The following is a 25,882-nucleotide window of genomic DNA, read 5'->3' as shown; positions in this document are numbered from 1 at the left end:
CGAAGGCCTGTGCAGTATAAGCGCATAGCAGGAACAATCTTATCCCAAGTACCACTGCATTTGCTTTTCATAAAACTTCAGTAATTAAAATGGCGACAGCCGCATTCTTTTGAGGGAACGCGGCTGCCGCCGTGATAATTAACTATGAAACTGTTTGGGCTTATTATTCGGTGGTGGTGGGGATAAATTTCCAGGTGAATGTATCGGTGGCTTCGGGTGCTTCAAAGCGGATCTCGGTGGGCATGTCAGCCCGCTCATTGCCGCGGAGGGCTACTTCTTTTGTCTTGATACAAAAGAAGCAAAAAATCAAGTCAGCAAAAAGGCTTCTTTGCCGCACAAGGCCCCCGCCGCAAATCGGTCAGAACCACGGGCCGGAAATCTTTTGCCCTCACCCACAATCCACCCCTCTACAAAAGTTCCCTATGCCCTTACCACACACGGGGCCACCATCGTTCTGCCCAATTTCGGACGAAGCTGGTTTGCTGACGGGGTAGAAAAGAAATCCTGTAAATCCTAAAATCGGGTAAATTATGGTTCAGACAATGAGTTTGACAAACATAACGTTAGCTTTCCTAATGAGGCCTTAGCGTGTTGCGGATAGCCTAGGCACTGCCTTAGCAGACCCTTAAACAGCGACACGGTTAAGCCGCGTGTTTTTTCTTTGGTTCCGTTTCTTTTTTGCGACAAAAAAGAAACGGCGTAGCCCTCTTGAGTGCCAAATAAAAACAAACAACTACCAAAAAATGAACATCCACAGGCTTGGCAAAAACTTACTAACCCATTCCTAACGGAGAACTAATCGGCTACTTTTCTATCGAAGATTGCCACGCTATCGCTCGCAATGACGCTTGGTAATATGGTGAATTGGAATAAGGCACTTATCCCCCAAACGAATAAAACTTATGGTTGCAGTAATAGCATTTATACCTTTTAAAGGGCAGCCAAAAAAGCAGCATTTTGAGCAGGCCATTGCGATGGATGCGTTCCAGTTCCGTTTTGCTGCAGCATGGGCAGGAAATAGTGTTTGCACTGTGCTTTTCCCCGGGGGAGCCAATAACTGTTGATACAATCATAATATGTTTTATGGCAAACCTATCGGCGTACCCAATATTAATTAAGTTGTCGGCATGTTTGCCAGGTGAGGATCTGCTAAGTATTATAAGGCTACGCTTTAGAAAGCCATCCTCCGCCTAATCAGTATGCTATCTATGCGTTTACCTATGGCATTGATGATCTGCTCATCCAAAAAGTCTTCGTTACGCTGCATCCAGTCGCTGCCAAGTTTAAACAGGGTAGCTACCTTGCCGTCGGGGAATTTTACATTCCATACGTGCCAGGTTTTAAAGTATGCGCTTGTAATTTCAATAAGGTGGGCGGTTCCATCGGGCAGGTTAATTTTGTGTTTCATATAGGTGGTAGTTGTAAAGCGATGTCCTATAAAGACGTATAAAAATGCCCGGATATTGCATGTTGTTTGTAGTATTATTTGTCTGATTTGGGGTTTTAAACTTAAGCGGTTAATTATCAATCAATAAGAATTTTGATGACAGACAAGAGATTTAAAAAGGTAAGACAGAACGCCCCATACTTAAGCTATGCAGGTATTTTATATTGCAAATGGTAGTGAGAGCCGCCCAGCAATTGCTTCTCTCCCTGCTCCTCAAAACCCAGATAGGTGTACAGTTTTTTGGCTTTATCGTTGCCTTTGCTAACCAATAGGCCAACAGTATTATGCCCTAATGCTGCGGCGTGGTCAAATAGGGCGGTAATGAGCTTTTTGGCTATTCCTTTGCCTTGCTGATCGGGGTTTACGGCGAGGCAATCTATGTAGTATTCGCCGGGTTGGGTTTCGTCTTCTGGTGTGCCGGTAAAGCCAAGTTGGCTGCGGGTGTAATCCAAAAAAGGTTTGCGCAATTCATCAAGCTTAGCGCCATCATAGGCAATGATCATACCGCAGGCTTCGCCTTGCTCAGCCCAAACTAAAATATTGGTGAAGCTATACTGGTTGCCGGTTAGCTTCGCGAAGTGTTCAAATAATTCAAGCGGTTTTGCAGGGTCATCGCTGTTGGCGAATTTCGCGGCAACCGGGCCCATAGCCAAAACGATCAGTCGGGATATGGCGGGCGCGTCGGCGGGGGGGGCTTGTCGTATCATGGTTGTGCAAAATAGTAAGAATGTCCATCTGTTTATAAGGTTTATCCATGCTAAATTTTGGCTACCACCTGTAAATTTACCCACCGGTTTAATAAACTATTTTGGTAAAGCATTGTGCAAAAACCATAAATTTAATGGCGCGCAACAAATACAAATTACTTTACCGTAATATTGCCTGTAGCTAATACAACCAATTTAATAAACGTGAGAAGTAAAAATTACCTGTTCACCGCATGTCTTATCGCGGCCTCTTTATTCGCTAAAGCACAAGTTGTCACCATCCCGGTAGAAACGCAGCACAATGCCCTGGTACTACAAACCGACGCCGGCAAAAACCTGAAGATGGTTTACTTTGGTGCTAAGCTTAACGATAGCAAGGAATACGCAGGCATCGCCAAAATGTATAAACCGAATGATGATTCGGGGATTTTGGATGATGCTTACACGCCGTCGGGTTCGGCTAACCTGGCAGAGCCTGCCATTACGGTTACCCATGCCGATGGTAATAAATCGCTGGACCTCCAATATGTTAGTTATGCCGTTACTAAGGTGGATGATAATGTATCGCTGCTTACCGTAACCCTTAAAGACCCTGCTTACCCGTTTGAGGTGAAGCTATACTATAAAACATTTTTTAAAGAGGATGTTACCGAGCAATGGAGTGTAATTAAGCATAACGAGAAGGGCGTGGTAACGCTGAACAAATTCGCATCGGCCAATCTTAATTTTAAGGCTGATGGCTTTTGGCTGAAACAATATCATGGCAACTGGGCATCAGAAATGAAACCCGAGGAAAGCAAACTTACCCACGGCATCAAAACCATCGATAGCAAACTGGGTACGCGTGCCAACTTGTACGAGCCATCGACTTTTATTATCTCGATGGATAAGCCCGCTACCGAGGATGAGGGCAAAGTGTTGCTGGGTTCGCTGGAATGGTCGGGGAATTTTAGGTTGGATTTTGAGCTGAGCCCCGAGCCATCAAATTATTTAAGATTAATTGCCGGTATCAACAATGCCGCTGCCGAATATCACCTAAAACCAAACGAAGACTTTGTTACCCCCGCCCTGGTGTACACCTACAGCGGCCACGGTACGGGCGATGCCAGCCGCAAAATGCACCGCTGGGCACGCAAGTATAAAATTGTAGATGGCGAGGGCAGCAGGCTTACGCTGCTGAACAACTGGGAATCTACCTACTTCGATTTTAACGAAACTAAACTGGCGCAGCTGTTTAAGGATACCAAAAAACTTGGTGTTGATATGTTTTTGCTGGATGATGGCTGGTTTGGTAATAACCACCCCCGTAACGGCGATAACGCAGGCCTTGGCGACTGGCAGGAAAACAAGCTGAAACTCCCCAACGGCATTAGCGCGTTGGTAAAAGAGGCGGATGCCAATGGCGTAAAGTTCGGAATTTGGATAGAACCTGAAATGGTTAACCCCGCCAGCGACCTTTACAAAGCCCACCCGGATTGGGTGATCAGAGAAAGCGGCCGCCCCGAAAAGTATTTCCGTAACCAGTTGGTGCTGGACTTGACGAACCCCAAGGTGCAGGATTTTGTTTTCGGCGTGGTGGATAACCTGTTCATCAAAAACCCTTCGCTGGCTTATATTAAATGGGATTGCAACGCGGTTATTTACAACGCGCATTCGCAATATTTAAAGAAAGATCAATCGCATCTGTATACCGATTATGTGCGCGGGTTGTATAAAGTGCTTGACCGGGTGCGGGCAAAATATCCAAAGGTTCCGTTGATGCTCTGCTCTGGCGGTGGTGGCCGTGTAGATTATGGCGCGCTTAAATACTTTACCGAATACTGGCCGAGCGATAACACCGACCCGCTGGAGCGGGTATTTATTCAATGGGAGTATTCTTATTTCTTCCCGGCCATAGCCAGCTCTAACCATGTTACAGATTGGGGGAAACAGCCGCTTAAATTTAAGATAGATGTGGCCATGATGGGTAAAATGGGTTTTGATATTGTGGTGAGTAAACTAAACGAGCAGGAGCTGGCTTATGCGCACATTGCCCTTAAAAATTACGACGGACTTAAAGATGTGATCTGGCATGGTGATCAGTACCGCCTGCAAAGCCCATGGGCAAATGATGTAGCATCGCTGATGTATGTGAACGATTCAAAATCAAAAGCGGTGGTGTTTAACTATTTGGTGAACAACCGCTATAACGCGGGTGCCAAAGCTCCGATACGCTTCAAAGGCCTCGACCCAAGCAAAACGTACTCGGTAAAAGAGATCAACCTGTATCCGGGTACCGTTACGGTTTTAGAAACCGAACCCAAATACAAAGGCGACTTTTTAATGAATGTAGGCATCAACCCGCAGGTGAGCAGCTATCATACCAGCGTGGTTATTGAATTGGATGAGGTGCAGTAATTAAGCCGCTAACGGTACACCATTGCCCCTACTTGTTTAATATCCAGGTCTACGAGGGAGATCAATTCTGAACAGCACAGCAGGCAGGTATGCTTTTGGTGAAAGGTAGATAGCACGTAGGGGAGTGATAGCACAAGCGCATATTTATGGTTATACACCGAGCCAAAGCAGGCGTTGTTAAAGCAGTAGTATGATATGCTTAGTTCAGATTTCATAATTATTCGCTAATAAAAAAAGCCTCTTGTAAGAAGCTCGTTTCCATAGTGATATGGTATATATAGATCAGGCGATAAAGCCCGTAAATTGCAATTGATTAAAAGTTTTTAAGCAAAAAGCTTTTTGTTTAAATAGGCTTACCACTTTAGCTTCTATCTTTTTTACGGTGCTGTTTGTTTTGATATGTACTACTTTCATAATATTGGTTAATCTAAATCCATGCCAGTATTTTATACCCCCACTCATTTTAGTTAAAATCATTCATTTGCTGTACAGAAAACAGAAAAGGCTGTCTAAAAAATAGACAGCCTTTGTAAAATATAGCTAATAAGTGTACAGTCGGCAGGTTACTTAGCCGGTGTAATGATGATGTTGCGGTAATCGATAGGGCCGTGGTCGCCTTGTATAAACAATGGGCCAGGTTCGCCTTCTTTACTATCTATAGCGCCACCGGTAAGCCCCGGTATAATTTGGCGGGTAATAACCTCGGTACCGTTAGCCGAAAGGGTGATCATACGGCCAATCAAAGTAATATCATACGACTGCCATTCGCCGGCATTTTTTGCCATCATTTTATTTGGCGGCAAAAAGCCATATACCGAACTGAACTGGTTGTTGATAGGCTCGGGCTCGCCGCTTTTGGTATCTATCACCTGGATCTCGTAACGCCCGCGCAGGTAAACGCCGCTGTTGCTGCCCTGTTTGTAACGGAACTCGATGTGCAGTTTAAAGTCGTTAAATTTTTGATCGCTGATTAAGTTAGCGCCCGATTTAAGGCTGCGTAAAATGCCATTCTCTACAATCCACTGGTTCTTACCATCGGTATGGAAACCTTTGGTGTCTTTACCGTTAAACAAGCGGATAGGTTTGCCCCAAACAGGTGCTTTGGTGCGGATAAGCGCCGGCGCGCGTACGCCGGTAAAGCTATAGCTTTTGCCATCGGTATAAACCATGGCGCCTTTTAGGGTGTTGCCGCTTACTTCAAATTCAAAATCCATATTGCGGGCGCCTTCTTCCCATTGTGGCGGGATAGAAAAGCTAAACTTGCCGCCATTAGGTTTTACTTCAGAGATAGGGCGTGCACTACCAAAAGCATAGGTAAAACGGCCGATAAGCGTATGCGTGCCCGATTTTTGAACCTCTAACCACGATGGGATGCTTTTGCCGTCTTTCTCCATGGTGATATCCCAGCGGCCAATAACGTCAGGGTCTTTAGCCATTGCATGGGTTTGTGCCGAAGCTTTTATACCACAAATTAATGTTAACGCCATAAGGCTGATGCCGAAAAAGCGGGTAAGTGCCCCCGGCTTTGAAACAAGTGTGTTTTTCATAAACGGTTTATATTGAGATGTTAAATCTACAAACTAAATTGGCAATTTGAAATGGAAGTGCTACAAGCGATGTGGAGTTATGCTTGTCTCCTGATGATCCGATCTGCAAAATCGCCTGTTTTAGCAAAGGAATATCCTTTAGCTTGCGCCCAGCCTATAAAATCTTTCAGTCGATTTATGAAGGGCTCGCCCGAGTTTTTGGTGACATATCCGGGCAAGCCGAGTTTGTCTTTATCGCTGAGGTCGGTAAATTCCCAGGGGTGGAAGTAGAGGTTGAGGTAACCGTCTTTTTTATAAGCAGCCCCGCTAAGCCATTTAATAAGCGGCATGGGCAGGTTATGGAAGCTGAGCCAAAAAAGCGGGATCCTTATTAGCGGCGATACCGATGCCGGGATCTGCAATACGTTATGGTCGTAAAACCAGGTGCGCGGTTTATCAAAGTTATTGTATCGGCCCGGCAGCCAGGTAGGGTTGAGGGATGAGTTGTAGGCGTATCCCGCCTGCTCTATCTCCGCCTCATCTACAGGCATCATCCGCGCCATGCGGAAACCGGTTACCGGCGCCCCCGAGATCTCCTCGAGCTTGAGTTTGGACTGTTTAAGATGCTCGGGTTTGAAATTGGAATGATAGTACCCATGCGAGGCTATTTCGTGGCCCTGCTCAACAATAGCACGGATGATATCCGGCTTATGGATGGCATAATTAGCGGTGCAAAAAAACGTGGCTTTTATGCCTGCGGTCTTTAATACATCCAGCACTTTAATTGTGCCACTGGTTGAAATGGCTAACTGTTCATCAAAAGGAAGCGATTTGCCGTACTCTAATGGCATATCAAATTCTTCTACATCAAACCCTAACAAGATCATTATTTACCAGCATAAGGTTTGTAGAACGGATGATGTAAGTAGGGCGATGTTTCGATTGCATGAATATTTTACCTACATACGTACCTATAATACCCAACACCAATAATTGCAGGCCGCCAAAAAACGCGATAGTTGCCATAATGGATGCCCAGCCGGTAACCGCTTTACCGGTTAAATAGCTAATGAGCACATACGGGATATACAAAATAGCCAGGGCCGAAAATGTTAAGCCGATGCCGCTAACAATGTATAGCGGGCGCGCGCTAAACGTCATGATGCTGCGCAAGGCCAGTTTAACCAATTTAAAAAACGAATAACTGGCTTCGCCGGTATGCCTTTTAGATGGGGTGTATGGGATGCCGAGTTGTTTGTAACCAGTCCATTTGATAATGCCGCGTAAAAAGATCTCGTACTCGTCTATCTGCGTTAGCTGCTTTACAACCTTTTCATCCATCAGCCTGAAATCGGCAGTGCCGTTCTCCAGTTTAATGTCTGATAGCATGTTGATGCCCTTATAGAACATTTTTGAGGTTGCCTTTTGGTACCGCTTTGCGTGCGGATTGGCATTTTGGCGGTAGGTGTAAACGATATCGTACCCGTTTTCCCAATAGTTCAGCATCTTCAGGATCATCTCGGGCGGGTGCTGCATATCTGCATCCATGGTTATTACCGCATCGCCTTTTGCCATACCGATGCCGGCCTTAAGGGCGTGGTCTTTACCAAAATTGCGCGAAAGCTCTATGTAGTAAACATTGCGGTGCAGTTCCGAATTAAATTTTAACTCGTTAAGGGTATTGTCTTTACTACCATCGTCTACAAAAATGAGTTCAAAATCGTAGTCGGTAGGCATTAGGGTCTCATTGATCTGTCCGATCAAAAAAGCTATATTTTTTTCTTCGTTGTACGAGGGAATTACAATGGAGATCTTCTTTTTTATAGGGGGTATCATCATGTTAAACAATAATTAGAAGATTTAATAAGTGACGGTTTTATAATGTAAATATTTAACAGATCAATTTTAAAAGCGAATTATTATTGATTCAATGATTCTATTACGCAATGTTAAACCTTAATGTAACAGCTTGTGTAACATTAAAGTTGCAATAGCGCCCAAGTCGTAATATTCGCGTTACAAATATACACAAATCGTATTAACACAAACGAAAATTCGCTATAGTTTACAAAGATGACAGTTTATTTACGATGAGTATTTTACGCTATACTTTCCGTCTTTTTCAAGGTTTTTTCTCCCGAAAAATCGCGTGTTAAGGTTTCGTAGATTATTTTAAGCCAAATTAACAAACATGGCAATGCCTTTAGCTTATATGGCTGTATATAAAAATGGTAGAGGGGTTTAGGGAAAAGATCTGACCCAGCGAAACTAATAACGATGGCAAATACCAGCAGGAAGATCTCGAACCCGGTAGGCTTATCTAAATTCATAAACCAGATAGACACACCAGCAATAGGGATGATGTAAGTTGCCGCCTCTGCCGAACTGCTAAAGATCACCGTGAAAATTAAAACTGACGCCAGTATAAGCAACTGGTATTGGGTTGACCTGTAGTGTTTGATCCGTAAATAGGAGAGCCCAAAAAGCACCAATGCCGGTGCTATCACAAACAGGTTATTAAGTGCCGGGTAATTAAACAACCGGCGGATCATCCCCATTACGCAAATATCCTGCATTAGAGAACCCTCGTTCTCGGCGTTCTTGGCAATCAGGTCGTAAAACCAATCATGATAGGTGCGTACGATAAATGATGGTGAAGAGATAGCCATTGGCAGCACAAATAATACTGCCGACCAAAAAATAAAGCTGGCAATAAACTTCAGCTTATTATCCGAAAAGAAAAAGAACGCCAGGCCAACAATGCCATAAAGTTTAGTAAACATACCCAGGGCAATCATCAACGCGGCCCAAAAATCCTGCTTCCGTTTAATAAAATTAAAGCTTAAGATGATGAGCGCTGCTATAAGCGGGTTAAACTGGAAATAAAGTGTCGACCCAATAAGGTCATTAGCGCACAGTAGCAAAATAATAAGGAATTTACCCGGCCCCAAAGGAAGCATCTGTATGGCTTTAAAGAGTATAAAAGCGCTGAAGGCTACCCAAAGTACTACGCCAATACTATCGGGCAGTAGGGCGAATGGGGCGATGATCAGCGAGAATACAGGCCCGTAGTGGTTGCGGTCGTAATAAAATTCGGGCTGCTGAATGTATAGGCTCTGCTGCGATATGGTATTTATAAAGTTGTGTTTGAATATCAGGTAGTTATTGATGGATTGATGCGTCAATACACCTTTTAAAGCTAAAAGTATGCATACGCCAAACCATAAAGAATACACAAAAGGCTTATTATAAATAAGCCGGGTAAGCGCTTGTTTCATTATAGGAGTTTAATAGGCGCGAAGATACTAACTTGGTTTATATCCTTTAAACAAGCTACAGGTTTTTTATCTGGTTGATGTAGACATTAAGCTTTTGGCAAATGAGATCCAGAGGGAGATCTTGATTAGGGTCTATCAGGATAGATTCGTATTGGTCTTTTGGCTTTGCACCTCCCACCGGTTGCTGCAAACTTTTATCGAGGCAAAAGCCCATTTTAAGTTTCTTATGATCAAGCCAAAGATAAGCCAGTTTTTTGCCTCGGTAAGTAAAAAACGGGATCTGAAATTTACGCTCATGAATAATTTCTGCATCTAACCGCAAAATAATATCCCTCAAAGCCAGCAAGCAACTTTGATAAGGCTCGGGCTTGGTGAGGTAATAGGTTTCGAGGGTTAGGGTTTGCATGAAGGCTAACTATTGCGGCTTTATTACTTCTATCGTATCACAATTATATATTTTTGATATTCCCCTATATGCCACCCGAGTGTATCTGCGAAAAATTGCAAAAACCTTCGCCGAAAAGTAAAATTGTCGGCAATCAGTTTATTAGAATCAATATCCCTGTAATATTAGAAATAAGTTTTTTTACACGTTATTTAAATTTCATAAGGGTTAAATCACCCTTGACAAAGCTTTACTTTTAATATTAAATTTGTTAAAAATCTAACCTGTAACGATGGCTTATTACCTAAAAGAAGTTCTTGAACAACTAGATGTAGGGACAGTTGGCCAAAATGTTTGTTTTTATTTGATGATAACTGTAATGCTGTTAATTGTTATCGTTCAAATTTCAATTCTTAAAAAGCGAAAAAATTAACCATGAGGTTTGTTAACCATGACAAATATAAAAACATTAAACATCGGTTAATGTTAACGATTTTTAATGCTAAAACAGATGCTCAAATTTAAGCTTGATACGTTATTAATTTTTAATTACCTCCATTGGGTCAAACTTCAACCTGGTAACTAACTAACCTAATCTCATCTCTAACTTAGGGTAATTAGCTTATCCGGCACTCATCATTGCTGTAGGCATCTAATAACAGTGTACTTGTCATTGTAAACAGCAATCTTCCAATACACAGCCGGGAAGTTAGCAACAGTTTTACCATCAGTTACAGTGCCTTTACTTCCCCAGGTGCCAGCCGAATTTAAATTCAATGGATTTTACCTTTTTACAATCCTATAATTTTGATATTCGCCAATATGCCATCCAAAGGTATCAGCTACAAATTGTAAGAATCTTCGCCGGAAAGTGAAATTTTTAGTTATGGGTTTATTAGTAAAATCAATATTCCAATTTGTTGCTTTGATGCGGCGTAGTATAACTTTTGGATGCTTGCCTTCAAATTTTTTTAATCGATCAGCATTGTCATAATTAAATTCAAAAGTTTCGGGTAAGTGCTGCTGAACCCATGCATCATCATGGTAAAAACAATTAAAATTTCGGGCCTTATTTGATAAGCCTGTTTGCGGCTTTGCCCATCCATAATGATAAACATAAGCGTCAATTAATTTCACGTTAATTTTGTTGCCATTGAGCCTAAAGCCCTGCGCATCCCGATATGATCGAATACCTTTTATATTTTTAAGTATTCTAATTTCTCTCCTATACCACCGCCGCGAATTTCCTACGTAATCATAAGAGCCATAAAAATGAACATATTTTAATAACAGACCTTCGATGTCTATATCATTTAGATTTTTCTGCATCTCGGCCTCTATTAACGGCAAGTATTTCTCATGAATAACTTCATCGCCCTGGATGTAAAACGCCCAGTCTGCCTCGGGTGAAATATTACAAAAAGCAATGTCAGTTTGGTCTGCGAACACTTTGCCACCCTCTTTTAAAGACATATCCCAAACGGTGTCAATTATTTTAATTTTAGGAGATTGGATGCCGACGATTAACTGCCTTGTTTCATCATCTGATTGGCCTACCGCAACAATAAATTCATCACAAAGTGGTAAAATGGATGTAATAGCTTCTACAATAGGATAGTCGTTTATTACAGCATTTCTAATAAAGGTAAAACCGGAAACTTTCATAAATGTAGGTGATGACCGGCTAAATTAATAAAAGAATATTGCATGCATTATAAAACCCATTAGTCAAATTGGTTAATAATATCATATCAATTGTCAACAGCTATAATATTGTTTGGATGATTAAAAATATTGTAGCCCCCATAAAAAAGGGAAGCAATTGACCTTTAAGTAAGTTGCCGGGCAATAGCTAAATCAGATTCATCTTTCATTCTAAAAGAGTAAGAAAATTATTCCAAAACAAAAAAGCCTTTAATCTTTCGACTAAAGGCTTTTTGTTTTTGGTGGTATCAGCTGGGATCGAACCAGCGACACAAGGATTTTCAGTCCTTTGCTCTACCGACTGAGCTATGATACCGCTCCGTTTAAGGTTTGCAAATGTAGCGTTTTTTTTATTTCTGGAAACATTTTTTTCAACTTTAGTTGGATGGATCTCATCTTCTGTCGCTCGGTAATTGAAATTCAGGGAATTACAACGCGAAAATATTTTAAGTTTTTTTCGGAGGACATATAACGGACCTTATTTAAACAAGTTCTAAGTTTAAAACATTTCGGCAATATCTATCTTTACTTTAAATCAAATTCCTACTTTAGCTTTAAATTACTATGCACGCATAATATTATATATGGTCGGACAGGTTATCTTCATCATCATTTTACTGGCCGCTGCCTACCTGTTTGGCAGGAACGTAGCCAAGGTTAGGCGTAATATTTTGTTAGGCCGCGATACCGACCGCAGCAACCGCCCCGCCGAGCGCTGGGCCATTATGGCAAAGGTTGCCCTGGGCCAAACAAAAATGGTGAAAAGGCCAACGGCCGCCGTAATGCATTTTTTTATTTACGTAGGTTTTGTGATTATCAACCTCGAGGTACTGGAGATCATGATAGATGGCATCTTCGGCTCGCATCGAATATTTTCCAAACCATTGGGCAGTTTATACGGCTTGCTTATAGGCGGGTTTGAAGTATTGGCGCTGCTGGTGTTGGTATCCTGCGTGGTGTTCCTGGCCCGGCGTAACATCCTTAAATTAAAACGCTTTACAGGTGCCGAGATGACCACCTGGCCAAAATCGGACGCGAACTATATCCTTGTTATCGAGATCCTGTTAATGACGGCCTTCCTCACCATGAACGCCGCCGACTATAAACTGCAGCTTTTACATTTTGGCCATTACGCTACCGCGGGCAGTTTCCCGGTAAGTGACCTTATCGCGCCTTTGCTGCCTTTGGGTTCAGGCGCGCTGGTAGCCATAGAACGTGGTTGCTGGTGGTTTCACATCATCGGGATATTGGCGTTTTTGAATTACCTGCCGTATTCAAAGCATTTTCATATTTTGCTGGCGTTCCCGAATGTGTACTACTCTAACCTGGAACCAAAGGGCGAGTTCAGCAATATGGCGTCGGTTACCAACGAGGTAAAGGCCATGCTCGATCCATCGTTCGTGCCCGAGCCTGCCGAGGTAAGCCGTTTTGGGGCGAAGGACGTAACCGACCTCTCCTGGAAAAACCTGATGGAAGCCTATACTTGTACCGAATGTGGCAGATGTACATCGGTTTGCCCCGCTAATATTACGGGTAAGCTGTTATCGCCCCGCAAAATCATGATGGATACCCGCGACAGGCTGGTAGAGGTGGGCGATAATATTGATAAGCACGGTAAGGATTATACCGATGATAAAACTTTATTGGATAACTACATCACCCGCGAGGAATTATGGGCTTGTACCACCTGTAATGCTTGTGTAGAAGCCTGCCCGGTGAATATTAACCCGTTAGAGATTATCACCGAAATGCGCCGTTACGTGGTGATGGAAGAATCGCAGGCACCTGCAAGTTTGAACAACATGTTCGGTAATATGGAAAATAACGGCGCCCCATGGAAATACAGCCAGGCCGATAGGTTAAACTGGGCCGAAAAAGAATAAAAAACATGTCGCAAGATTTAGAAATAAAATATATAGCCTTTGTAGAAAAGGTAGCCGCCAGCAAACAGGTTTGGGGCTTAAAAAGTAAAGCAGGATGGGCTAATGCCGATGCTACCGAGAACGCGGAAGTGGCCGTGATCCCGTTTTGGTCAGAGCGGGGGCTTGCCAAGCTTGGTGCCCGGGATGACTGGAAAACCTATACACCAACGGAGATTCCGCTGGCTATATTTTTAGAGGACTTGTGTATAGATATGGCCGAAAATGATGTTTTGGCTGGTGTTGAATGGGATACCAAAATGTTTGGCACGGAGGCTGTTGCTTTAGTGGTAGCGATGGATATTTTAAACAGATTAGCGGCTATCAATTCGGCCATTACATTTACCAATTACAGCAGCATACAAGAGTTTATTACCGAGTTAAGCGAAGAACAATAATGGAGCATAATATCCCAACCATGGCCCAAATGGCTGCCGAAGGTAAAGAGCCAGAGATTTTATTTTGGGTAGGCTGTGCCGGTAGTTTTGACGAGCGCGCCCAAAAAATAACCCGCGATATCTGCAAGATTTTGCACCATGTAGGCATCAGCTATGCTGTATTGGGTACGGAAGAAAGCTGCACCGGCGACCCGGCTAAACGCGCAGGTAACGAGTTCCTGTTTCAGATGCAGGCGATGGTAAATATTGAGGTGCTGAACGGTTATAACATCAAGAAGATTGTAACCGGCTGCCCGCATTGCTTTAATACCATCCGTAACGAATACCCGGGGCTTGGCGGCACTTACGAAGTGATCCATCATACTCAATTAATACAGAGCTTAATTGACGAAGGCAAACTAAAGGCCGAGGGCGGCGAAAGCTTTAAGGGCCGCAAAATAACCTTTCACGACCCATGTTACCTTGGCCGAGCCAATAACGTTTATGAAGCGCCCCGAGCGGCTTTAGAGATATTAGATACCGAACTGGTAGAAATGAAACGCTGTAAAAGCAACGGCCTTTGCTGTGGTGCAGGCGGCGCGCAAATGTTTAAAGAACCCGAGCCGGGCAAAAAAGACATTAACCACGAGCGCATGCTGGATGTGATCCAAACAGGTGCCAGCGTAATTGCATCCGGCTGCCCTTTCTGCATGACCATGCTGACCGATGGTGTTAAGCACATGGAAAAAGAGCAGGAAATAAAGGTGCTGGATATTGCCGAGATTACGGTTAGGGCTAATGGGTTATAGCCCTTTCCCCTTTAAAAAATTAAGCGCTTGTTTTAAACTATCCAGCCTTTGGGGTGATAATTTTTTGACCGGGATATCCCAATGGGTAGCCATAGAGTCGATGTCGCCTTGCGGGTCTTCATAGGTTTGGTAGATAATATCATCTGCCTGGGTCTTCATTTCAAGGGTGTCTGTAGCAGCGCTGCCGGGGATGTAGTCCAGTTCCGAAAATCGCTTTAAACTAAACGAATAATACTCCTGTTTACCCTGTTGATAAGTTTTGCGCAGGCGTATAAAATGGTCGGGTGTTAGGTTGATTTCGTGCTTTTTAAGAGTAGGCTCAACGGTAGGGTCGTAACTCTCGTTAAGGAAGCGGTTGCCCCAGCTTATCCATTCCTGCTCGCTCATAATCGGCCTAAAACCACCAAAAAACAGCCCCGAAAGGGATATTAAGGCAATTATAAAGGTTTTAATCTTCGCAGGCAGAAGTGATGTTTGCATGACAACTTATAATAAACCTAAGTTAATAATTTGATAAATTTGCGATATGGAATTTTCTTCACACTCGAGAGTTTGGGTATACCAATCCGACCGTAAATTAACCAACGCCGAAACCCTGCAAGCGCAGGTTTTGCTGGATAACTTTACCACCGGGTGGACGGCCCACAACAATCAGTTGCTTGCCAAAGCCGAGATAAGGTACAATCGGTTTTTGATCTTGATCGTGGATGAAAGCCAGGCCGGCGCAAGTGGGTGCTCGATAGATAAATCGGTAAATTTCATGAAGCAGTTGGAGCAGCAATTCGGCATAAACCTGTTCGACAGGTTTAACCTGGCCTACCGCGATGGCGAAGAGGTGGTATCCGTGCCCCGCCACCAGTTTGAAGACCTGCTAAAAGCCGGCACCATTAACGCTGAAACGATCGTATTTAACAACCTTGCCCAAAACCTAACCGAACTGCAAACCAAATGGGAAGTGCCGTTTAAGGATAGCTGGCATATCCAATTGTTTAGGGATTTGGTTGGTTAATTAGTCGTTCTAACTACTTTGCTATTGCCTGCTTGCTTGTCGGCGAATCGATGCTTCGCCACGTTCAGCATGACAAATTTAAATGGCACGGAGAGGGCTAAAACTCCAGTGGCCCTAACCGTTGCATGTTTTTCATGATAAGGTATTGCCTGTGCCTTAGGTAGCGGGTAGGGTTGGTGGCGCTCCACCGCAATGGGCTCGGGAAGATTACTGCTATGGCGGCAGATTGCCTGCGGGTAAGCTGCAATGCCGGTTTGTGGAAGTAGGCCTGCGATGCGGCCCCGATGCCGTAAATGCCATCGCCCATCTCAATTACGTTGAGGTAAACCTCCATAATACGTTTTTTGGTCCAAAAGGCCTCTATGAGGATGGTAAACCAGGCCTCGAAACCCTTGCGCACAAACGAACGGCCGGGATACAGGAAAACGTTTTTGGCGGTTTGCTGGCTGATGGTGCTGCCGCCGATAAGTTTTTTGCTTTTGGCGTTCTTTTGAATGGCGCGCTCAATGGCTTTAAAATCGAAACCATGATTTTCCAAAAACGATTGATCTTCGGCAGCTACCGCGGCGCGTTTCATGTTATCTGCAATATCATCAAAGGCAACCCATTGCTTGTCTATCTTCCAATCCTTGCCATCGGCCTTGCGTTCAAAACCGCGCTGTATCATTAGCCAGGTAAAAGGCGGGTTTACAAATTTGAACAGCAGCACGCCAAACAAGCTGGCTGCAACAAATACAATAATTACCAGCTTTACTACGCGCAAAACCAGCCTTACCACGCCGTTATTAAAAAACCCCTTTGTTTTGCTGCTGCTTTTACGGTTTTGTGCTTTTTTGGCCATTGCGATATTTGATGCCCCGCTAATTTCAGGATAATCTTCTTATTAAGCACAAAAAAGGTGTTTAGCATAGCTAAACACCTTTTTTGTGCCTCTAAATCTCCCCGGAAGGGAGACTATTTATTTTTAAAGCCCTCTCCGGAGGAGAGGATTGGGTGAGGCCTTACTCAGCAACAACTGAGAAAGGAACCTGAACTTTTACTTCTTTATGCAGGTTCACTATTGCGATGTAATCACCAACAAATTTAGGCTCCTGGTCAAAAGTGATACGGCGACGGTCAACTTCAAAACCTTCTTTTTTCAATGCATCAGCTACCTGGATGGTATTGATAGCACCGAAGATCTTTCCGCTTTCGCCAGCTTTTGCGCCGATAGTAAGCTTAACGCCTTCTAATTTAGCTGCAATCGCGTCCGCGTCTTTGCGTATTTTTTCTTGTTTAAACTGTGCTTGCTTCAAGTTTTCTGCTAAAACTTTGCGTGCGCTTACAGTTGCTAATATTGCGTAACCTTTTGGGATAAGAAAGTTGCGGCCATAACCTGGCTTTACATTCACTACATCGTCTTTATCGCCGAGGTTTTTTACGTCTTGTTTTAAAATAACTTCCATTGCTTTTTACCTCCTGATTATTTTAATGAGTCTGTAACATAAGGTAATAAACCGATGTGGCGCGCACGCTTAACAGCCTGTGCCACTTTACGCTGGAACTTCAAAGAAGTACCTGTTAAACGGCGAGGTAATACTTTACCCTGGTCGTTAATAAACTTTAATAAAAAGTTAGCGTCTTTGTAATCGATATACTTAATACCATTCTTTTTGAAACGGCAGTATTTTTTACGGTTATCCTCCACTTTGGGAGCGGTAACGTATTTAATTTGGTCGTTTGCCATTAGTTTTTTTCCTCCACTTTAGCTGCAGGTTTCTTGTTAAAGGCACCGCTGCGTTTTTTATCATTGTAAGCAATGGCATGTTTATCCAAAGCAATGGTAAGGAAGCGCAAAACACGCTCATCGCGCCTTAATTCAACTTCCAGTTTATTAATTAAATCACCCGGAGCCTTGAATTCAGTTAAGTGATAGTACCCTGTAGTTTTCTTCTGGATAGGGTACGCTAATTTTCTCAAACCCCAATTATCCTCCTGGACAATTTCGGCTCCGTTATCTGTTAATGTCTTGCTGTATTTGGCAATTGCCTCTTTAGCAGTTTCATCAGATAACAATGGGGTTAGAACGATCACGATTTCGTACTGTTGCATTATTATTTTGATTTTTAATTATTTATCCCTGTATATCGGGGCTGCAAATGTAGTAAGAAATTTATTACCAAACAAGCCGATTTTGTTGTATTTTAACAGTCTAAAACACACCAAAATATACATCCCCGGGTATGAAAAGATCTTTACTACTCTTAGCTGCAGCTTTTGCATTTTTTGTAACAACAGCCAAAGCCCAAACTACGGCATCATCAACTATTGAAAAAAAGTTAACCGACAGCGTTTGCATCATTTTAAATAAAATGGATATAAGCAAGGTAAGCAACAAAAAAGAGGCTGTTGCGCTTTACACCGAAGCGATTAGCCACCACGTAGATATCCTACAGGAATGGGCTACCGCGCAAGGCATTGAGTTTACCGATGCTAAGGCGATGGAGGCCATCGGTATAAAACTCGCCCAAAACCTGATGAAGCAAAATTGCGCCAACTTTATGAAGCTGGCCACCAAAATGAGTGGGGCAGATGCGGATGAAGTGGCTACTGAAACTACCACCGGTACCTTTAAACGTATAGATGTTAAAGGCTTTAATTATATAGTGCTAACCGATGGCAAAGGCAGCGAACGCTCGTTCATTTGGCTAAGACAATTCCCCGGCTCTGAAAAATTCATGGGGCTTACCACCAAATACGCCGGCAAAAAACTAAAAATAAGCTGGCAAGAGATGGAAGTTTATTTACCTGCCGCCAAAGGCTATTATAAGGTTAAGGAAATTATTGGGGTTGAAGTTTTGTAAGCCTAATATTGCTTATGAAAGCCCAAACCGTAAACAATGCCCAACGCCGCATAGCTGTGTTTGGATACATTGCCCGAAAGTTTAAAACCAATGCTTCCGCCAAAGCCCGTTGGCCTGCCCACCGGGATAATATGATAAATGCGGAAACGCTCTTTTGATTTTTTAAACCACATGATATTTACCTCGAATGGCAGGCCAACATAGTGTTCTTCTATCCGCTGGTTTTGATCGTTGGCATCTTTATATTTAATAACACGGTTATTAGTTGATGCACCCAGTGCGAAGCTAAAGGCATGGCCATCTTTTGGGAAACGCAGGCCGTAAAGTAAGGCGTACTCGCTAAGGCTGCCGTTATCTTTTATTCCCGGGATTGCTGTAAATGGGCTAAGCAACGTAAAATTAATGTTAAGGTCGGCAATGCCAATGTACCTTAAGGTAAATAAGTTGTGGTTAAACTGGTAATTTAAGCTGGTGCTTATTTGCGGGCCTTTGGCGCCTGCTATACCAAGCCCAAAACCTATATCGCCATATATAATGAGGTTGGTTTTAATTTTTGGAGCAATTGTGATACTATCGGGCTTTACAATAATTGTTTTTAAACTATCCTGTGCAGCGGCGAACGTTGTAATTAAAAATGATAATGTTGCAATGAATAGTAGCTGCTTCATAATAGGTTTATGTTGCCCTAATATATAGGTTTTCGATATAACATAAGCAGTTAAACTGTAAATTAATAAAAACATAAAGCCCTAAAAATCTGTCTTTATTAAAAACACCAACGCTATGCAATTTGCCAGCCAACACCCTGATGAGAATGCCGAAGATTTTGCGGATGACCTTAATTTAAAACCCACCGACGAGGGCAACCCTGTTGAAGGCGACTGGGAGGATGAAGAAGACGAGGACTTTGACGATAGTATGGAGTTTGAAGAAGATATGCGTGAAATTCGCACGGGCGATGATATTGGCGAACCCGACCCCGAAGATGCAGACCACATGCCAAACGGCGACCAGAAATAGAGGGGTGCTAAAGCATTTTATTCACAAACCGTTTTAGGGCTTTTGGGTAAAGCAAAATCTTTCTACCTTTATGCCTGTGGATAATTTCATAGTTTCGGCACGTAAATACCGCCCGGCTACCTTCGAAACCGTTGTAGGCCAGCAACATATAACTAATACGTTAAAAAACGCTATTAAGAATAATCAGCTGGCGCAGGCTTTTTTGTTCTGCGGGCCGAGGGGCGTAGGTAAAACCACCTGCGCGCGTATCCTTGCAAAAACCATAAACTGTACCAATTTACAGCCCAATGGCGAGGCCTGCGGCACTTGCGACAGTTGCCGAGCATTTATGAACGGTAACTCGTTTAACGTGCACGAACTGGATGCGGCATCAAACAACTCGGTTGATGACATTCGCAGCTTGATAGAGCAGGTACGCATCCCGCCACAAGCCGCCCGTTATAAGGTTTATATTATTGATGAGGTGCACATGCTATCGCAGGCGGCGTTTAACGCTTTCCTGAAAACGCTTGAGGAACCACCTAACTACGCCATATTTATATTAGCCACTACTGAGAAGCATAAGATATTGCCAACCATACTGTCGCGATGCCAGATCTTTGATTTTAACCGCATCAAGGTAGAAGATATGGCCGGCCATTTGGCAAACATCGCCCAAAAAGAAAGCATCACTTATGAGGACGACGGCCTGCACATCATCGCCCAAAAGGCTGATGGCGGTTTAAGGGATGCCCTGTCGATGTTCGACCAGATCGTGAGCTTTAGCGGGGGGGACGTTACCTACCGCTCGGTTATTGATAACCTGAACATACTTGATTACGACTACTATTTTAACGTTACCGATAAACTGTTAAGCGAAGACAGCGCGCAATCGCTGTTGCTGTTTGATGAGATACTGGGCAAAGGTTTTGACGGGGCGCATTTCATATCGGGCCTGTCCGAACACTTCCGTAACCTGCTGGTAGGTAAGGATGCATCAACCATAAAATTACTGGAGGTTAGCGAAACCATTAAGGCGCGTTACCTGCAGCAATCGCAGGCGGCGTCGGTCTCGTTCCTGCTATCCGCTATGAATATTGCTAACCAGTGCGATATTAGCTACAAGCTAAGTAAGAACCAGCGTTTACAGGTAGAACTGGCTTTGTTAAAGATGAGCAACCTGCTCTCCATATTCAATATGTCGGTACTGCCGGCCGGCCAAAACGTAGCTGCCCCAAACGGGGAGTTAAAAAAAAACCTGATACTTTAGCAAATAGTGCCCCACCGGCCCAAAATACGGCGGATGAAATGAGTGTTGCGAGGGATAACCCGGTTACTTACAATCGTACGGCGCCGGTTACAACACCAGCAACACCAGCGATGGCTACACCTGCTACGGAAGCTAAACCCGAGCCAGCCGAAAAACCAAAGTTCTTTGTACCTAATGCGCATGCAGGGGCAACATCTGTTAAGATACCATCCTTAAAAGACCTTGGTAAGCAGGTAGAAGAAGCGGCGTTGGAAGAGGAAGACCCCTACTTAAAAGGTACGGATAAAGAAAGTTTTACTTCCGATCAGTTTTTACAACTGTGGACGGACCATGGCGCTAAGCTGAAAAAGGAAAACAAGGCGGCAACGCTATATACCATATTTACATCGGTTACACCAAAGGTGTTAGGCCCCGAAAATTTTGAGGTGCCGGTATCTAACAAAGTACAGGAGCAAGCCTTTAGGGACGAGCGCCCTTACATCTTAAACTTTTTACGAACTACGCTTAAAAATTTCAGCATCGAGGTGAATGCCAGGGTAGAGGAATCTACCGTGGTGCGCAAACCATATACCGCTATGGAGAAATTCCAGCATATGGCCGCCAAAAATCCGCAACTGATAGATCTAAAAAATAAATTTAATTTGGATTTTGATTAGCGCTGATTTAACCACAAAGGACACTAAGGATCTTATTACTCGATAATACTAATAGCACAAAGGTTTGCCAGTTGCAATCTCTGTGCTATTAGTGATTTTATCTTTGTGTACTTTGTGGTTAAATCGAACCAATTACACGCGCGGTGTATCATTTTTAGGATAACCTTCTTCGTCAAGGTCATCGCGGTCATCCTCGGGCGTGTGTGCCAAAGCGGCATCGCGCGGGTTAAGTTCTACTATTTTACCGCTATCAATATGCATTCCTAATGCATCCGCATCGGTTTCTAAAGAACGGTCGGCATCGTATTCGCCTTTGGTATCATAAGGGTTAGCTTCGTCATAGGTCGAGTTCATGTCCTCGCCATCTTTAACAGAGGTATCGTAAGGGTCGGGGTGGTCGTAGTCGGGGTTATCGCTCTTAACATCGTACTCGTAACTGTTTGTAGTCTCGTCGTAATTAAGGTTTTCGCTATCTGCGGTTTCGTTGCTATCGTTATTCAATGAAGTGTTCCTGTCCTCAGGGTCAGTTACAAAATCCGGGTTTTCGTTTTCGGGTATCATAGGTTATGTATTTGATGTATATACCCTAAAAACCCTGCCAAAAAATTATTGTTTTGGGAAGTATAGCTTATTACTGTACCGATTTTCGGTACGAGGTAACATCGCCAAGGGCAAACTTTAAACCAATAGAGTATTGTACCAGTTTATCAGTGCTTTTACCGGTGGTAAAGCCATCCATGTTATCCGTAAAATCGTTATTAAATTGGTAGGCAAGGTCTATTTTAAAAGATGGCTGATTATACTGATTGAAAAATTTAATCTCATAACCCAGGCGCACGGGTAGAAAAAGCTCGTTGCTTTTGTTTAAGCCGGGGGTGAAAAATTGCGGGGAGGTGTTTGAGGCCCGGTTAATGTTGTCATCGTGGATATTATTAAGGATGTAGCCTAAACCGGCAGATATATACAGGCCTTTAATAGCATTAGCTATACCACCGTTAGAGTAATCCATCAATTCGCCCGCTTGTAACTGCGCCCTAAAAACAAGTGCGGTAAAGTTGTTTTTAAAGTAGCGTCCCGATAGGTTCTCAGTTCTGCTGCCGCCTTCCAGCTTGCCGGTTTGTATTTCTATAAGGTAATTTAAGTAAGGCGTTTGGTTGTAGTTAAAGTTTACAAAAACAGATGGGGTGCTTTTTATTTTTCCTTCGGCATCGCCATATAGCTGGTTAACAGTACCGCCAAAACCAACGTCATATTGGGCGTAGTCGTAACCAATTTGGGCTTTTGTTATAGATGTTATTGCAGATAATAATAGCGTAAAAAATATAGTTTTAGTAAGCAACTTTATCATAATGTAAAAGCCAAATTTTGCTGAAGGGTGTATTCTTTATTTTTATAAAAGTAACATCAAACTTTTAAAAAGCAATACCATGTTTGATATTAAATGCATTTACCGTTTTAAACGCCGCATTTACCCATGTATTTTAACCCGGTAAAATATTATCAAACAAAGGGGATAAATAAATTGTAATTTTTACGCGCTTGAATTTTTACAAATAAAATTTTATGTAAGTTTGAAACCGTTTCAAATAAAAATTAACCACAAAAATCTGGTATGTCAAAAATTAAAGTAGAAAACCCGGTAGTAGAGCTGGATGGTGATGAAATGACCCGTATCATCTGGAAGTTTATTAAAGATAAACTGATCATCCCTTATCTGGACCTGGATATAAAATATTATGACTTGGGTATCGAGTATCGTGATGAAACCGATGATCAGGTTACCATTGATGCTGCCAACGCTATCTTAAAATATGGTGTAGGTATTAAATGTGCTACCATTACCCCCGATGAGCAGCGTGTAGAAGAGTTTGGCCTTAAACAAATGTGGAGGTCGCCAAATGGTACCATCCGTAATATATTAGATGGTACGGTTTTCCGCGAGCCAATTGTGATGAACAATGTACCACGTTTGGTTCCAAACTGGACAGCCCCTATCTGCATTGGCCGCCACGCTTTTGGCGACCAGTACCGCGCTACCGATTTTGTTACTAAAGGCAAAGGTAAATTAACTATAAAATTCACCCCTGAAGATGGCAGTGCCGAGCAAGCATTTGAAGTGTACAACTTTAAAGGCGATGGCGTAGCATTGGCTATGTATAATACCGATGAGTCTATCCGTGGGTTTGCACACGCTTGTTTTAACCAGGCGCTGATGAAAGGCTGGCCTTTATACCTGTCTACCAAAAACACCATCCTTAAAAAATACGATGGCCGTTTTAAAGATATTTTTGAAGAGATCTATCAGGCAGATTACAAAACCAAATTTGCTGAAGCAGGCATTACTTACGAGCACCGCTTAATTGACGACATGGTTGCATCGGCCCTTAAATGGAACGGTAACTTTGTTTGGGCTTGTAAAAACTACGATGGCGACGTACAAAGCGACACCGTAGCACAGGGTTTTGGTTCATTAGGTTTAATGACGTCTACCCTGGTTACACCGGATGGTACCGTTATGGAAGCTGAGGCTGCACACGGTACGGTAACCCGCCATTACCGCGAGCACCAGGCAGGCCGCCCAACATCTACCAACCCAATCGCATCTATCTTCGCGTGGACACGTGGTTTAGAGTTCCGCGGTATCTTAGATGGTAACCAGGAGTTGGTAAACTTCTGTAAAGCATTAGAAGAAGTTTGTATCGAAACTGTTGAAAGCGGTAAAATGACCAAAGATTTGGCCATCACCATAAAACCTAAAGTGGAGCACGGTACCGATTACCTGTACACCGAAGAGTTTTTAGAAGCCATCAACGAAAACTTAAAAGCAAAGTTGGGTAAATAGTATTGTCCCGATGAAATATGAAGGCCCGTTCTGAAAAGAGCGGGCTTTTTTTGTGGAGATTAGAATTTTTCTGAAACCTATTCCCTCATTCCGCAAAATCCCTAACTTAGCCGCATTAACAAGACCACACTACTATGTCAACGCTATATCCATTAAAATTTAAAACCATATTTAAAGACAAAATATGGGGCGGCCATAAAATTGAAACTTACCTGCACAAAAACATTGGCGACCTGCCAAACTGCGGCGAAACCTGGGAGATCTCGGGCGTTAAGTCGGATGTTTCAGTTGTGGAGGGTGGCGAGTTGCAGGGGCAATCGCTTGCCGATCTACTGGAGAAATTCCAGGGCGAGTTGGTAGGAGAGAAGGTTTACAAACACTTCGGCAACATCTTCCCGCTATTGGTAAAATTTATTGATGCCAATGATGACCTGAGCGTACAGGTGCACCCAAATGATGAGTTGGCCAAAAAACGCCACAACTCATTCGGTAAAACCGAAATGTGGTATGTGATTGAGGCTGATCCGGGTAGTAGTTTAATTGCAGGTTTTAACCGCGAAATGACCCAGAAGGAATATGTAGACGCTTTAAACAGCGGCCACATTATGGATATACTGAACAAGGAAGATGTAAAAGCGGGCGATGTTTTCTTTTTACCGGCAGGCCGTGTGCATACCATTGGTAAAGGTTTACTGATCGCCGAGATCCAGCAAACATCTGATATCACCTACCGCATTTACGATTTTGACCGTGTTGACGATAAAGGCAATAAGCGCGAACTGCATACCGAAGAAGCCTTAGCAGCTATCGACTACAAACATTACCCGGAATATAGAACCCTATACACCCCGCAAAAAAACGAGGAAGTGCATTTGGTAACCTGCCCATACTTTACCACCAACGTGCTCGACTTTACGCATGGCGTGGATAAGGATTACTCAAACCTCGATTCATTTGTGATCTATGTTTGTATCGAAGGCGAGTTCACCATTAAATACAACGACCTGGCTTACCCCGTTAAAATGGGCGAATGTATCCTGCTACCGAAAACTATAGGCAAGGTAGAACTGAAAACCACGGCAGGTTTCAAAATTTTAGAAAGCTATATAGAGTAATGATTTCACCGATTTTTGGTGAATGATTTCACCGAAAAAAGAAAGACCGGCTTGTATAACAGGCCGGTCTTTTTATGTTTTAGTAGGATATATATCTTTTTGATGAATCTAATCGGTGAAATTATCCCGATAGCTATCGGGACCAATCAGTGTAATCCCAATTAATTATACCTTCTCATATCCGTTGGGTTTTGCAACGACGTAAAAATTTCTGTAAGGCAAATTTCATCAATAGGTTTCAACAAATAATCTGTCACCACAGGGTTATCTTTCGCACGTTTAATGTCCTCAAGGTCAATGGATGAGCCGATGTTATAAATTACGATATTTTTACCCAACTGCGATTTTATTTCATCAAAAGCATCGTTAAATTCCCAGCCATTCATCACCGGCATGTTAATGTCTACAAATAAAACATCGGGTAAATGGTTGCGGTTTTGGGGGTTAAGTAAATAATCTATAGCTTCTTTCCCGTTGCTAAAGTTCATTATTTCATCAAACAAGCCCTTTATTACTGAAAGCTTTTTGAAACCGTAAGTAAAAATTTCATCATCATCAACAATGCCGGCAGTCACAATTTTTTTTTCGGTAATCATTTT

At 43.0% G+C, this 25,882-nt stretch carries 32 protein-coding genes and 1 tRNA gene; 13 read left to right on the top strand and 20 right to left on the bottom strand.

The genetic code is table 11. The features are described 5' to 3' along the window. The first annotated feature begins 154 nt into the window (after nucleotides 1-154). Together RHM67_RS17355 and RHM67_RS17350 are read left to right on the top strand one after the other, a co-directional pair. Nucleotides 155-517, top strand: a complete 363-nt coding sequence (locus tag RHM67_RS17355; RefSeq protein ID WP_322228307.1) for a hypothetical protein — start codon at nucleotides 155-157, stop codon at nucleotides 515-517. A 385-nt stretch (nucleotides 518-902) separates the two neighbouring features. Next, nucleotides 903-1,064, top strand: a complete 162-nt coding sequence (locus tag RHM67_RS17350; protein ID WP_322228306.1) for a hypothetical protein — start codon at nucleotides 903-905, stop codon at nucleotides 1,062-1,064. A 107-nt stretch (nucleotides 1,065-1,171) separates the two neighbouring features. Here the strand turns inward: RHM67_RS17350 and RHM67_RS17345 are convergent, their stop codons facing one another. Continuing rightward, nucleotides 1,172-1,408 carry a hypothetical protein gene (locus tag RHM67_RS17345; RefSeq protein ID WP_322228305.1) on the bottom strand — a complete coding sequence of 79 codons (237 nt, stop codon included), beginning with the start codon at nucleotides 1,406-1,408 and terminating at the stop codon, nucleotides 1,172-1,174. A gap of 185 nt (nucleotides 1,409-1,593) precedes the next feature. Then, a complete protein-coding gene (locus RHM67_RS17340) occupies nucleotides 1,594-2,154 on the bottom strand; it encodes a GNAT family N-acetyltransferase (protein WP_322228303.1) in 561 nt (186 codons plus the stop codon). Nucleotides 2,155-2,358: 204 nt separating this feature from the next. On the opposite strand from RHM67_RS17340, the gene RHM67_RS17335 reads away from it, so the two are divergent. After that, complete coding sequence (locus RHM67_RS17335) at nucleotides 2,359-4,551, top strand: alpha-galactosidase (RefSeq protein ID WP_322228301.1); 2,193 nt, start codon at nucleotides 2,359-2,361, stop codon at nucleotides 4,549-4,551. Between the two features lie 8 nt (nucleotides 4,552-4,559). Here the strand turns inward: RHM67_RS17335 and RHM67_RS17330 are convergent, their stop codons facing one another. The 9 genes from RHM67_RS17330 to RHM67_RS17290 form a co-directional block, all read right to left on the bottom strand. Then, entirely contained in the window at nucleotides 4,560-4,766 is a 207-nt protein-coding gene (locus RHM67_RS17330) for a hypothetical protein (protein WP_252756146.1), read from the bottom strand. 67 nt (nucleotides 4,767-4,833) lie between these two features. After that, a complete protein-coding gene (locus RHM67_RS17325) occupies nucleotides 4,834-4,965 on the bottom strand; it encodes a hypothetical protein (RefSeq protein ID WP_322228298.1) in 132 nt (43 codons plus the stop codon). Between the two features lie 149 nt (nucleotides 4,966-5,114). Continuing rightward, nucleotides 5,115-6,098: a DUF1080 domain-containing protein gene (locus tag RHM67_RS17320; protein ID WP_322228296.1), complete on the bottom strand. Its 984-nt coding sequence runs from the start codon at nucleotides 6,096-6,098 to the stop codon at nucleotides 5,115-5,117. Nucleotides 6,099-6,175: 77 nt separating this feature from the next. Beyond that, the gene (locus RHM67_RS17315) at nucleotides 6,176-6,964 is read right to left on the bottom strand and encodes a polysaccharide deacetylase family protein (protein ID WP_322228294.1); all 789 of its coding nucleotides are present in this window, start codon (nucleotides 6,962-6,964) and stop codon (nucleotides 6,176-6,178) included. Continuing rightward, nucleotides 6,945-7,916, bottom strand: coding sequence for a glycosyltransferase family 2 protein (locus tag RHM67_RS17310; protein WP_322228290.1), 972 nt, complete (start codon nucleotides 7,914-7,916; stop codon nucleotides 6,945-6,947). The genes RHM67_RS17315 and RHM67_RS17310 overlap by 20 nt, the downstream gene beginning before the upstream one ends. A 260-nt stretch (nucleotides 7,917-8,176) precedes the next feature. After that, nucleotides 8,177-9,355, bottom strand: a complete 1,179-nt coding sequence (locus RHM67_RS17305) for a glycosyltransferase family 87 protein (RefSeq protein ID WP_322228288.1) — start codon at nucleotides 9,353-9,355, stop codon at nucleotides 8,177-8,179. Between the two features lie 55 nt (nucleotides 9,356-9,410). Further along, on the bottom strand, nucleotides 9,411-9,761 hold the full coding sequence (locus RHM67_RS17300; RefSeq protein ID WP_322228286.1) for a DUF1801 domain-containing protein: 351 nt from the start codon (nucleotides 9,759-9,761) through the stop codon (nucleotides 9,411-9,413). Nucleotides 9,762-10,523: 762 nt separating this feature from the next. Continuing rightward, nucleotides 10,524-11,405: a glycosyltransferase family 2 protein gene (locus RHM67_RS17295; RefSeq protein ID WP_322228285.1), complete on the bottom strand. Its 882-nt coding sequence runs from the start codon at nucleotides 11,403-11,405 to the stop codon at nucleotides 10,524-10,526. A 279-nt stretch (nucleotides 11,406-11,684) separates the two neighbouring features. Continuing rightward, nucleotides 11,685-11,760: transfer RNA gene (locus tag RHM67_RS17290), tRNA-Phe, on the bottom strand. A 268-nt stretch (nucleotides 11,761-12,028) separates the two neighbouring features. Between RHM67_RS17290 and RHM67_RS17285 the strand changes: the two genes are divergently transcribed. Genes RHM67_RS17285 through RHM67_RS17275 form a run of 3 tightly spaced genes read left to right on the top strand, consistent with a single transcriptional unit; the run spans nucleotide 12,029 to nucleotide 14,549 of the window. Then, a complete protein-coding gene (locus RHM67_RS17285) occupies nucleotides 12,029-13,327 on the top strand; it encodes a (Fe-S)-binding protein (RefSeq protein ID WP_322228283.1) in 1,299 nt (432 codons plus the stop codon). Nucleotides 13,328-13,332: 5 nt separating this feature from the next. After that, nucleotides 13,333-13,761 carry a DUF2750 domain-containing protein gene (locus RHM67_RS17280; RefSeq protein ID WP_322228280.1) on the top strand — a complete coding sequence of 143 codons (429 nt, stop codon included), beginning with the start codon at nucleotides 13,333-13,335 and terminating at the stop codon, nucleotides 13,759-13,761. Next, complete coding sequence (locus tag RHM67_RS17275; RefSeq protein ID WP_322228278.1) at nucleotides 13,761-14,549, top strand: (Fe-S)-binding protein; 789 nt, start codon at nucleotides 13,761-13,763, stop codon at nucleotides 14,547-14,549. The genes RHM67_RS17280 and RHM67_RS17275 overlap by 1 nt, the downstream gene beginning before the upstream one ends. Here RHM67_RS17275 and RHM67_RS17270 read toward each other — a convergent pair. Beyond that, the gene (locus RHM67_RS17270; RefSeq protein WP_322228275.1) at nucleotides 14,544-15,029 is read right to left on the bottom strand and encodes a hypothetical protein; all 486 of its coding nucleotides are present in this window, start codon (nucleotides 15,027-15,029) and stop codon (nucleotides 14,544-14,546) included. The two genes, RHM67_RS17275 and RHM67_RS17270, sit on opposite strands and share 6 nt — an antisense overlap. 46 nt (nucleotides 15,030-15,075) lie before the next feature. Between RHM67_RS17270 and RHM67_RS17265 the strand changes: the two genes are divergently transcribed. Further along, nucleotides 15,076-15,558: an ABC transporter ATPase gene (locus RHM67_RS17265; RefSeq protein ID WP_322228274.1), complete on the top strand. Its 483-nt coding sequence runs from the start codon at nucleotides 15,076-15,078 to the stop codon at nucleotides 15,556-15,558. 97 nt (nucleotides 15,559-15,655) lie between these two features. On the opposite strand, the gene mtgA is transcribed toward RHM67_RS17265, so the two are convergent. From mtgA to rpsF, 4 genes are all read right to left on the bottom strand, one after another. After that, complete coding sequence (gene mtgA, locus RHM67_RS17260) at nucleotides 15,656-16,399, bottom strand: monofunctional biosynthetic peptidoglycan transglycosylase (protein WP_322228273.1); 744 nt, start codon at nucleotides 16,397-16,399, stop codon at nucleotides 15,656-15,658. Between the two features lie 160 nt (nucleotides 16,400-16,559). Further along, nucleotides 16,560-17,003, bottom strand: coding sequence for a 50S ribosomal protein L9 (gene rplI, locus RHM67_RS17255; protein WP_252756159.1), 444 nt, complete (start codon nucleotides 17,001-17,003; stop codon nucleotides 16,560-16,562). 17 nt (nucleotides 17,004-17,020) lie between these two features. After that, complete coding sequence (rpsR, locus tag RHM67_RS17250; protein ID WP_067054791.1) at nucleotides 17,021-17,284, bottom strand: 30S ribosomal protein S18; 264 nt, start codon at nucleotides 17,282-17,284, stop codon at nucleotides 17,021-17,023. After that, nucleotides 17,284-17,649, bottom strand: coding sequence for a 30S ribosomal protein S6 (gene rpsF / locus RHM67_RS17245; protein ID WP_252756160.1), 366 nt, complete (start codon nucleotides 17,647-17,649; stop codon nucleotides 17,284-17,286). The genes rpsR and rpsF overlap by 1 nt, the downstream gene beginning before the upstream one ends. Before the next feature lie 131 nt (nucleotides 17,650-17,780). Between rpsF and RHM67_RS17240 the strand changes: the two genes are divergently transcribed. After that, nucleotides 17,781-18,401, top strand: coding sequence for a hypothetical protein (locus RHM67_RS17240; protein WP_322228267.1), 621 nt, complete (start codon nucleotides 17,781-17,783; stop codon nucleotides 18,399-18,401). A gap of 2 nt (nucleotides 18,402-18,403) precedes the next feature. Here RHM67_RS17240 and RHM67_RS17235 read toward each other — a convergent pair whose 3' ends face one another. Then, entirely contained in the window at nucleotides 18,404-19,069 is a 666-nt protein-coding gene (locus RHM67_RS17235; protein ID WP_322228265.1) for a hypothetical protein, read from the bottom strand. A gap of 115 nt (nucleotides 19,070-19,184) precedes the next feature. Between RHM67_RS17235 and RHM67_RS17230 the strand changes: the two genes are divergently transcribed. The 3 genes from RHM67_RS17230 (at nucleotide 19,185) to RHM67_RS17220 (ending at nucleotide 21,326) form a co-directional block, all read left to right on the top strand. Next, entirely contained in the window at nucleotides 19,185-19,421 is a 237-nt protein-coding gene (locus RHM67_RS17230) for a hypothetical protein (protein ID WP_322228264.1), read from the top strand. A gap of 76 nt (nucleotides 19,422-19,497) precedes the next feature. Then, entirely contained in the window at nucleotides 19,498-20,670 is a 1,173-nt protein-coding gene (locus tag RHM67_RS17225) for a DNA polymerase III subunit gamma/tau (RefSeq protein WP_416182860.1), read from the top strand. Between the two features lie 38 nt (nucleotides 20,671-20,708). Further along, nucleotides 20,709-21,326, top strand: coding sequence for a hypothetical protein (locus RHM67_RS17220; RefSeq protein WP_322228262.1), 618 nt, complete (start codon nucleotides 20,709-20,711; stop codon nucleotides 21,324-21,326). 132 nt (nucleotides 21,327-21,458) lie between these two features. On the opposite strand, the gene RHM67_RS17215 is transcribed toward RHM67_RS17220, so the two are convergent. Both RHM67_RS17215 and RHM67_RS17210 read right to left on the bottom strand, forming a co-directional pair. Continuing rightward, on the bottom strand, nucleotides 21,459-21,887 hold the full coding sequence (locus RHM67_RS17215; protein ID WP_322228261.1) for a hypothetical protein: 429 nt from the start codon (nucleotides 21,885-21,887) through the stop codon (nucleotides 21,459-21,461). A gap of 70 nt (nucleotides 21,888-21,957) precedes the next feature. Beyond that, on the bottom strand, nucleotides 21,958-22,674 hold the full coding sequence (locus RHM67_RS17210; RefSeq protein WP_322228260.1) for a hypothetical protein: 717 nt from the start codon (nucleotides 22,672-22,674) through the stop codon (nucleotides 21,958-21,960). 264 nt (nucleotides 22,675-22,938) lie between these two features. Between RHM67_RS17210 and RHM67_RS17205 the strand changes: the two genes are divergently transcribed. Next, nucleotides 22,939-24,168 carry an NADP-dependent isocitrate dehydrogenase gene (locus RHM67_RS17205; RefSeq protein WP_322228259.1) on the top strand — a complete coding sequence of 410 codons (1,230 nt, stop codon included), beginning with the start codon at nucleotides 22,939-22,941 and terminating at the stop codon, nucleotides 24,166-24,168. A gap of 134 nt (nucleotides 24,169-24,302) precedes the next feature. Beyond that, nucleotides 24,303-25,283 carry a type I phosphomannose isomerase catalytic subunit gene (locus RHM67_RS17200; RefSeq protein ID WP_322228256.1) on the top strand — a complete coding sequence of 327 codons (981 nt, stop codon included), beginning with the start codon at nucleotides 24,303-24,305 and terminating at the stop codon, nucleotides 25,281-25,283. 161 nt (nucleotides 25,284-25,444) lie between these two features. On the opposite strand, the gene RHM67_RS17195 is transcribed toward RHM67_RS17200, so the two are convergent. After that, complete coding sequence (locus RHM67_RS17195) at nucleotides 25,445-25,879, bottom strand: response regulator (RefSeq protein ID WP_322228255.1); 435 nt, start codon at nucleotides 25,877-25,879, stop codon at nucleotides 25,445-25,447. Nucleotides 25,880-25,882: the final 3 nt, after the last annotated feature.

Origin of the sequence: Mucilaginibacter sp. 5C4, from assembly GCF_034345625.1 — a bacterium.
Taxonomy (GTDB): domain Bacteria; phylum Bacteroidota; class Bacteroidia; order Sphingobacteriales; family Sphingobacteriaceae; genus Mucilaginibacter; species Mucilaginibacter aurantiaciroseus.
The sequence above is the reverse complement of the archived record's forward strand: the minus strand, read 5'-3'. Positions and strand labels throughout refer to the sequence as shown.

Bases quoted from the DNA above. Each gene is read 5' to 3' on its own strand.
- RHM67_RS17350 (WP_322228306.1), top strand. From the start codon at position 903: ATGGTTGCAGTAATAGCATTTATACCTTTTAAAGGGCAGCCAAAAAAG.
- RHM67_RS17345 (WP_322228305.1), bottom strand. From the start codon at position 1,408: ATGAAACACAAAATTAACCTGCCCGATGGAACCGCCCACCTTATTGAA.
- RHM67_RS17340 (WP_322228303.1), bottom strand. From the start codon at position 2,154: ATGATACGACAAGCCCCCCCCGCCGACGCGCCCGCCATATCCCGACTG.
- RHM67_RS17330 (WP_252756146.1), bottom strand. From the start codon at position 4,766: ATGAAATCTGAACTAAGCATATCATACTACTGCTTTAACAACGCCTGC.
- RHM67_RS17325 (WP_322228298.1), bottom strand. From the start codon at position 4,965: ATGAAAGTAGTACATATCAAAACAAACAGCACCGTAAAAAAGATAGAA.
- RHM67_RS17320 (WP_322228296.1), bottom strand. From the start codon at position 6,098: ATGAAAAACACACTTGTTTCAAAGCCGGGGGCACTTACCCGCTTTTTC.
- RHM67_RS17315 (WP_322228294.1), bottom strand. From the start codon at position 6,964: ATGATCTTGTTAGGGTTTGATGTAGAAGAATTTGATATGCCATTAGAG.
- RHM67_RS17310 (WP_322228290.1), bottom strand. From the start codon at position 7,916: ATGATGATACCCCCTATAAAAAAGAAGATCTCCATTGTAATTCCCTCG.
- RHM67_RS17305 (WP_322228288.1), bottom strand. From the start codon at position 9,355: ATGAAACAAGCGCTTACCCGGCTTATTTATAATAAGCCTTTTGTGTAT.
- RHM67_RS17300 (WP_322228286.1), bottom strand. From the start codon at position 9,761: ATGCAAACCCTAACCCTCGAAACCTATTACCTCACCAAGCCCGAGCCT.
- RHM67_RS17295 (WP_322228285.1), bottom strand. From the start codon at position 11,405: ATGAAAGTTTCCGGTTTTACCTTTATTAGAAATGCTGTAATAAACGAC.
- RHM67_RS17285 (WP_322228283.1), top strand. From the start codon at position 12,029: ATGGTCGGACAGGTTATCTTCATCATCATTTTACTGGCCGCTGCCTAC.
- RHM67_RS17280 (WP_322228280.1), top strand. From the start codon at position 13,333: ATGTCGCAAGATTTAGAAATAAAATATATAGCCTTTGTAGAAAAGGTA.
- RHM67_RS17275 (WP_322228278.1), top strand. From the start codon at position 13,761: ATGGAGCATAATATCCCAACCATGGCCCAAATGGCTGCCGAAGGTAAA.
- RHM67_RS17270 (WP_322228275.1), bottom strand. From the start codon at position 15,029: ATGCAAACATCACTTCTGCCTGCGAAGATTAAAACCTTTATAATTGCC.
- RHM67_RS17265 (WP_322228274.1), top strand. From the start codon at position 15,076: ATGGAATTTTCTTCACACTCGAGAGTTTGGGTATACCAATCCGACCGT.
- mtgA (WP_322228273.1), bottom strand. From the start codon at position 16,399: ATGGCCAAAAAAGCACAAAACCGTAAAAGCAGCAGCAAAACAAAGGGG.
- rplI (WP_252756159.1), bottom strand. From the start codon at position 17,003: ATGGAAGTTATTTTAAAACAAGACGTAAAAAACCTCGGCGATAAAGAC.
- rpsR (WP_067054791.1), bottom strand. From the start codon at position 17,284: ATGGCAAACGACCAAATTAAATACGTTACCGCTCCCAAAGTGGAGGAT.
- rpsF (WP_252756160.1), bottom strand. From the start codon at position 17,649: ATGCAACAGTACGAAATCGTGATCGTTCTAACCCCATTGTTATCTGAT.
- RHM67_RS17240 (WP_322228267.1), top strand. From the start codon at position 17,781: ATGAAAAGATCTTTACTACTCTTAGCTGCAGCTTTTGCATTTTTTGTA.
- RHM67_RS17235 (WP_322228265.1), bottom strand. From the start codon at position 19,069: ATGAAGCAGCTACTATTCATTGCAACATTATCATTTTTAATTACAACG.
- RHM67_RS17230 (WP_322228264.1), top strand. From the start codon at position 19,185: ATGCAATTTGCCAGCCAACACCCTGATGAGAATGCCGAAGATTTTGCG.
- RHM67_RS17220 (WP_322228262.1), top strand. From the start codon at position 20,709: ATGAGTGTTGCGAGGGATAACCCGGTTACTTACAATCGTACGGCGCCG.
- RHM67_RS17215 (WP_322228261.1), bottom strand. From the start codon at position 21,887: ATGATACCCGAAAACGAAAACCCGGATTTTGTAACTGACCCTGAGGAC.
- RHM67_RS17210 (WP_322228260.1), bottom strand. From the start codon at position 22,674: ATGATAAAGTTGCTTACTAAAACTATATTTTTTACGCTATTATTATCT.
- RHM67_RS17205 (WP_322228259.1), top strand. From the start codon at position 22,939: ATGTCAAAAATTAAAGTAGAAAACCCGGTAGTAGAGCTGGATGGTGAT.
- RHM67_RS17200 (WP_322228256.1), top strand. From the start codon at position 24,303: ATGTCAACGCTATATCCATTAAAATTTAAAACCATATTTAAAGACAAA.
- RHM67_RS17195 (WP_322228255.1), bottom strand. From the start codon at position 25,879: ATGATTACCGAAAAAAAAATTGTGACTGCCGGCATTGTTGATGATGAT.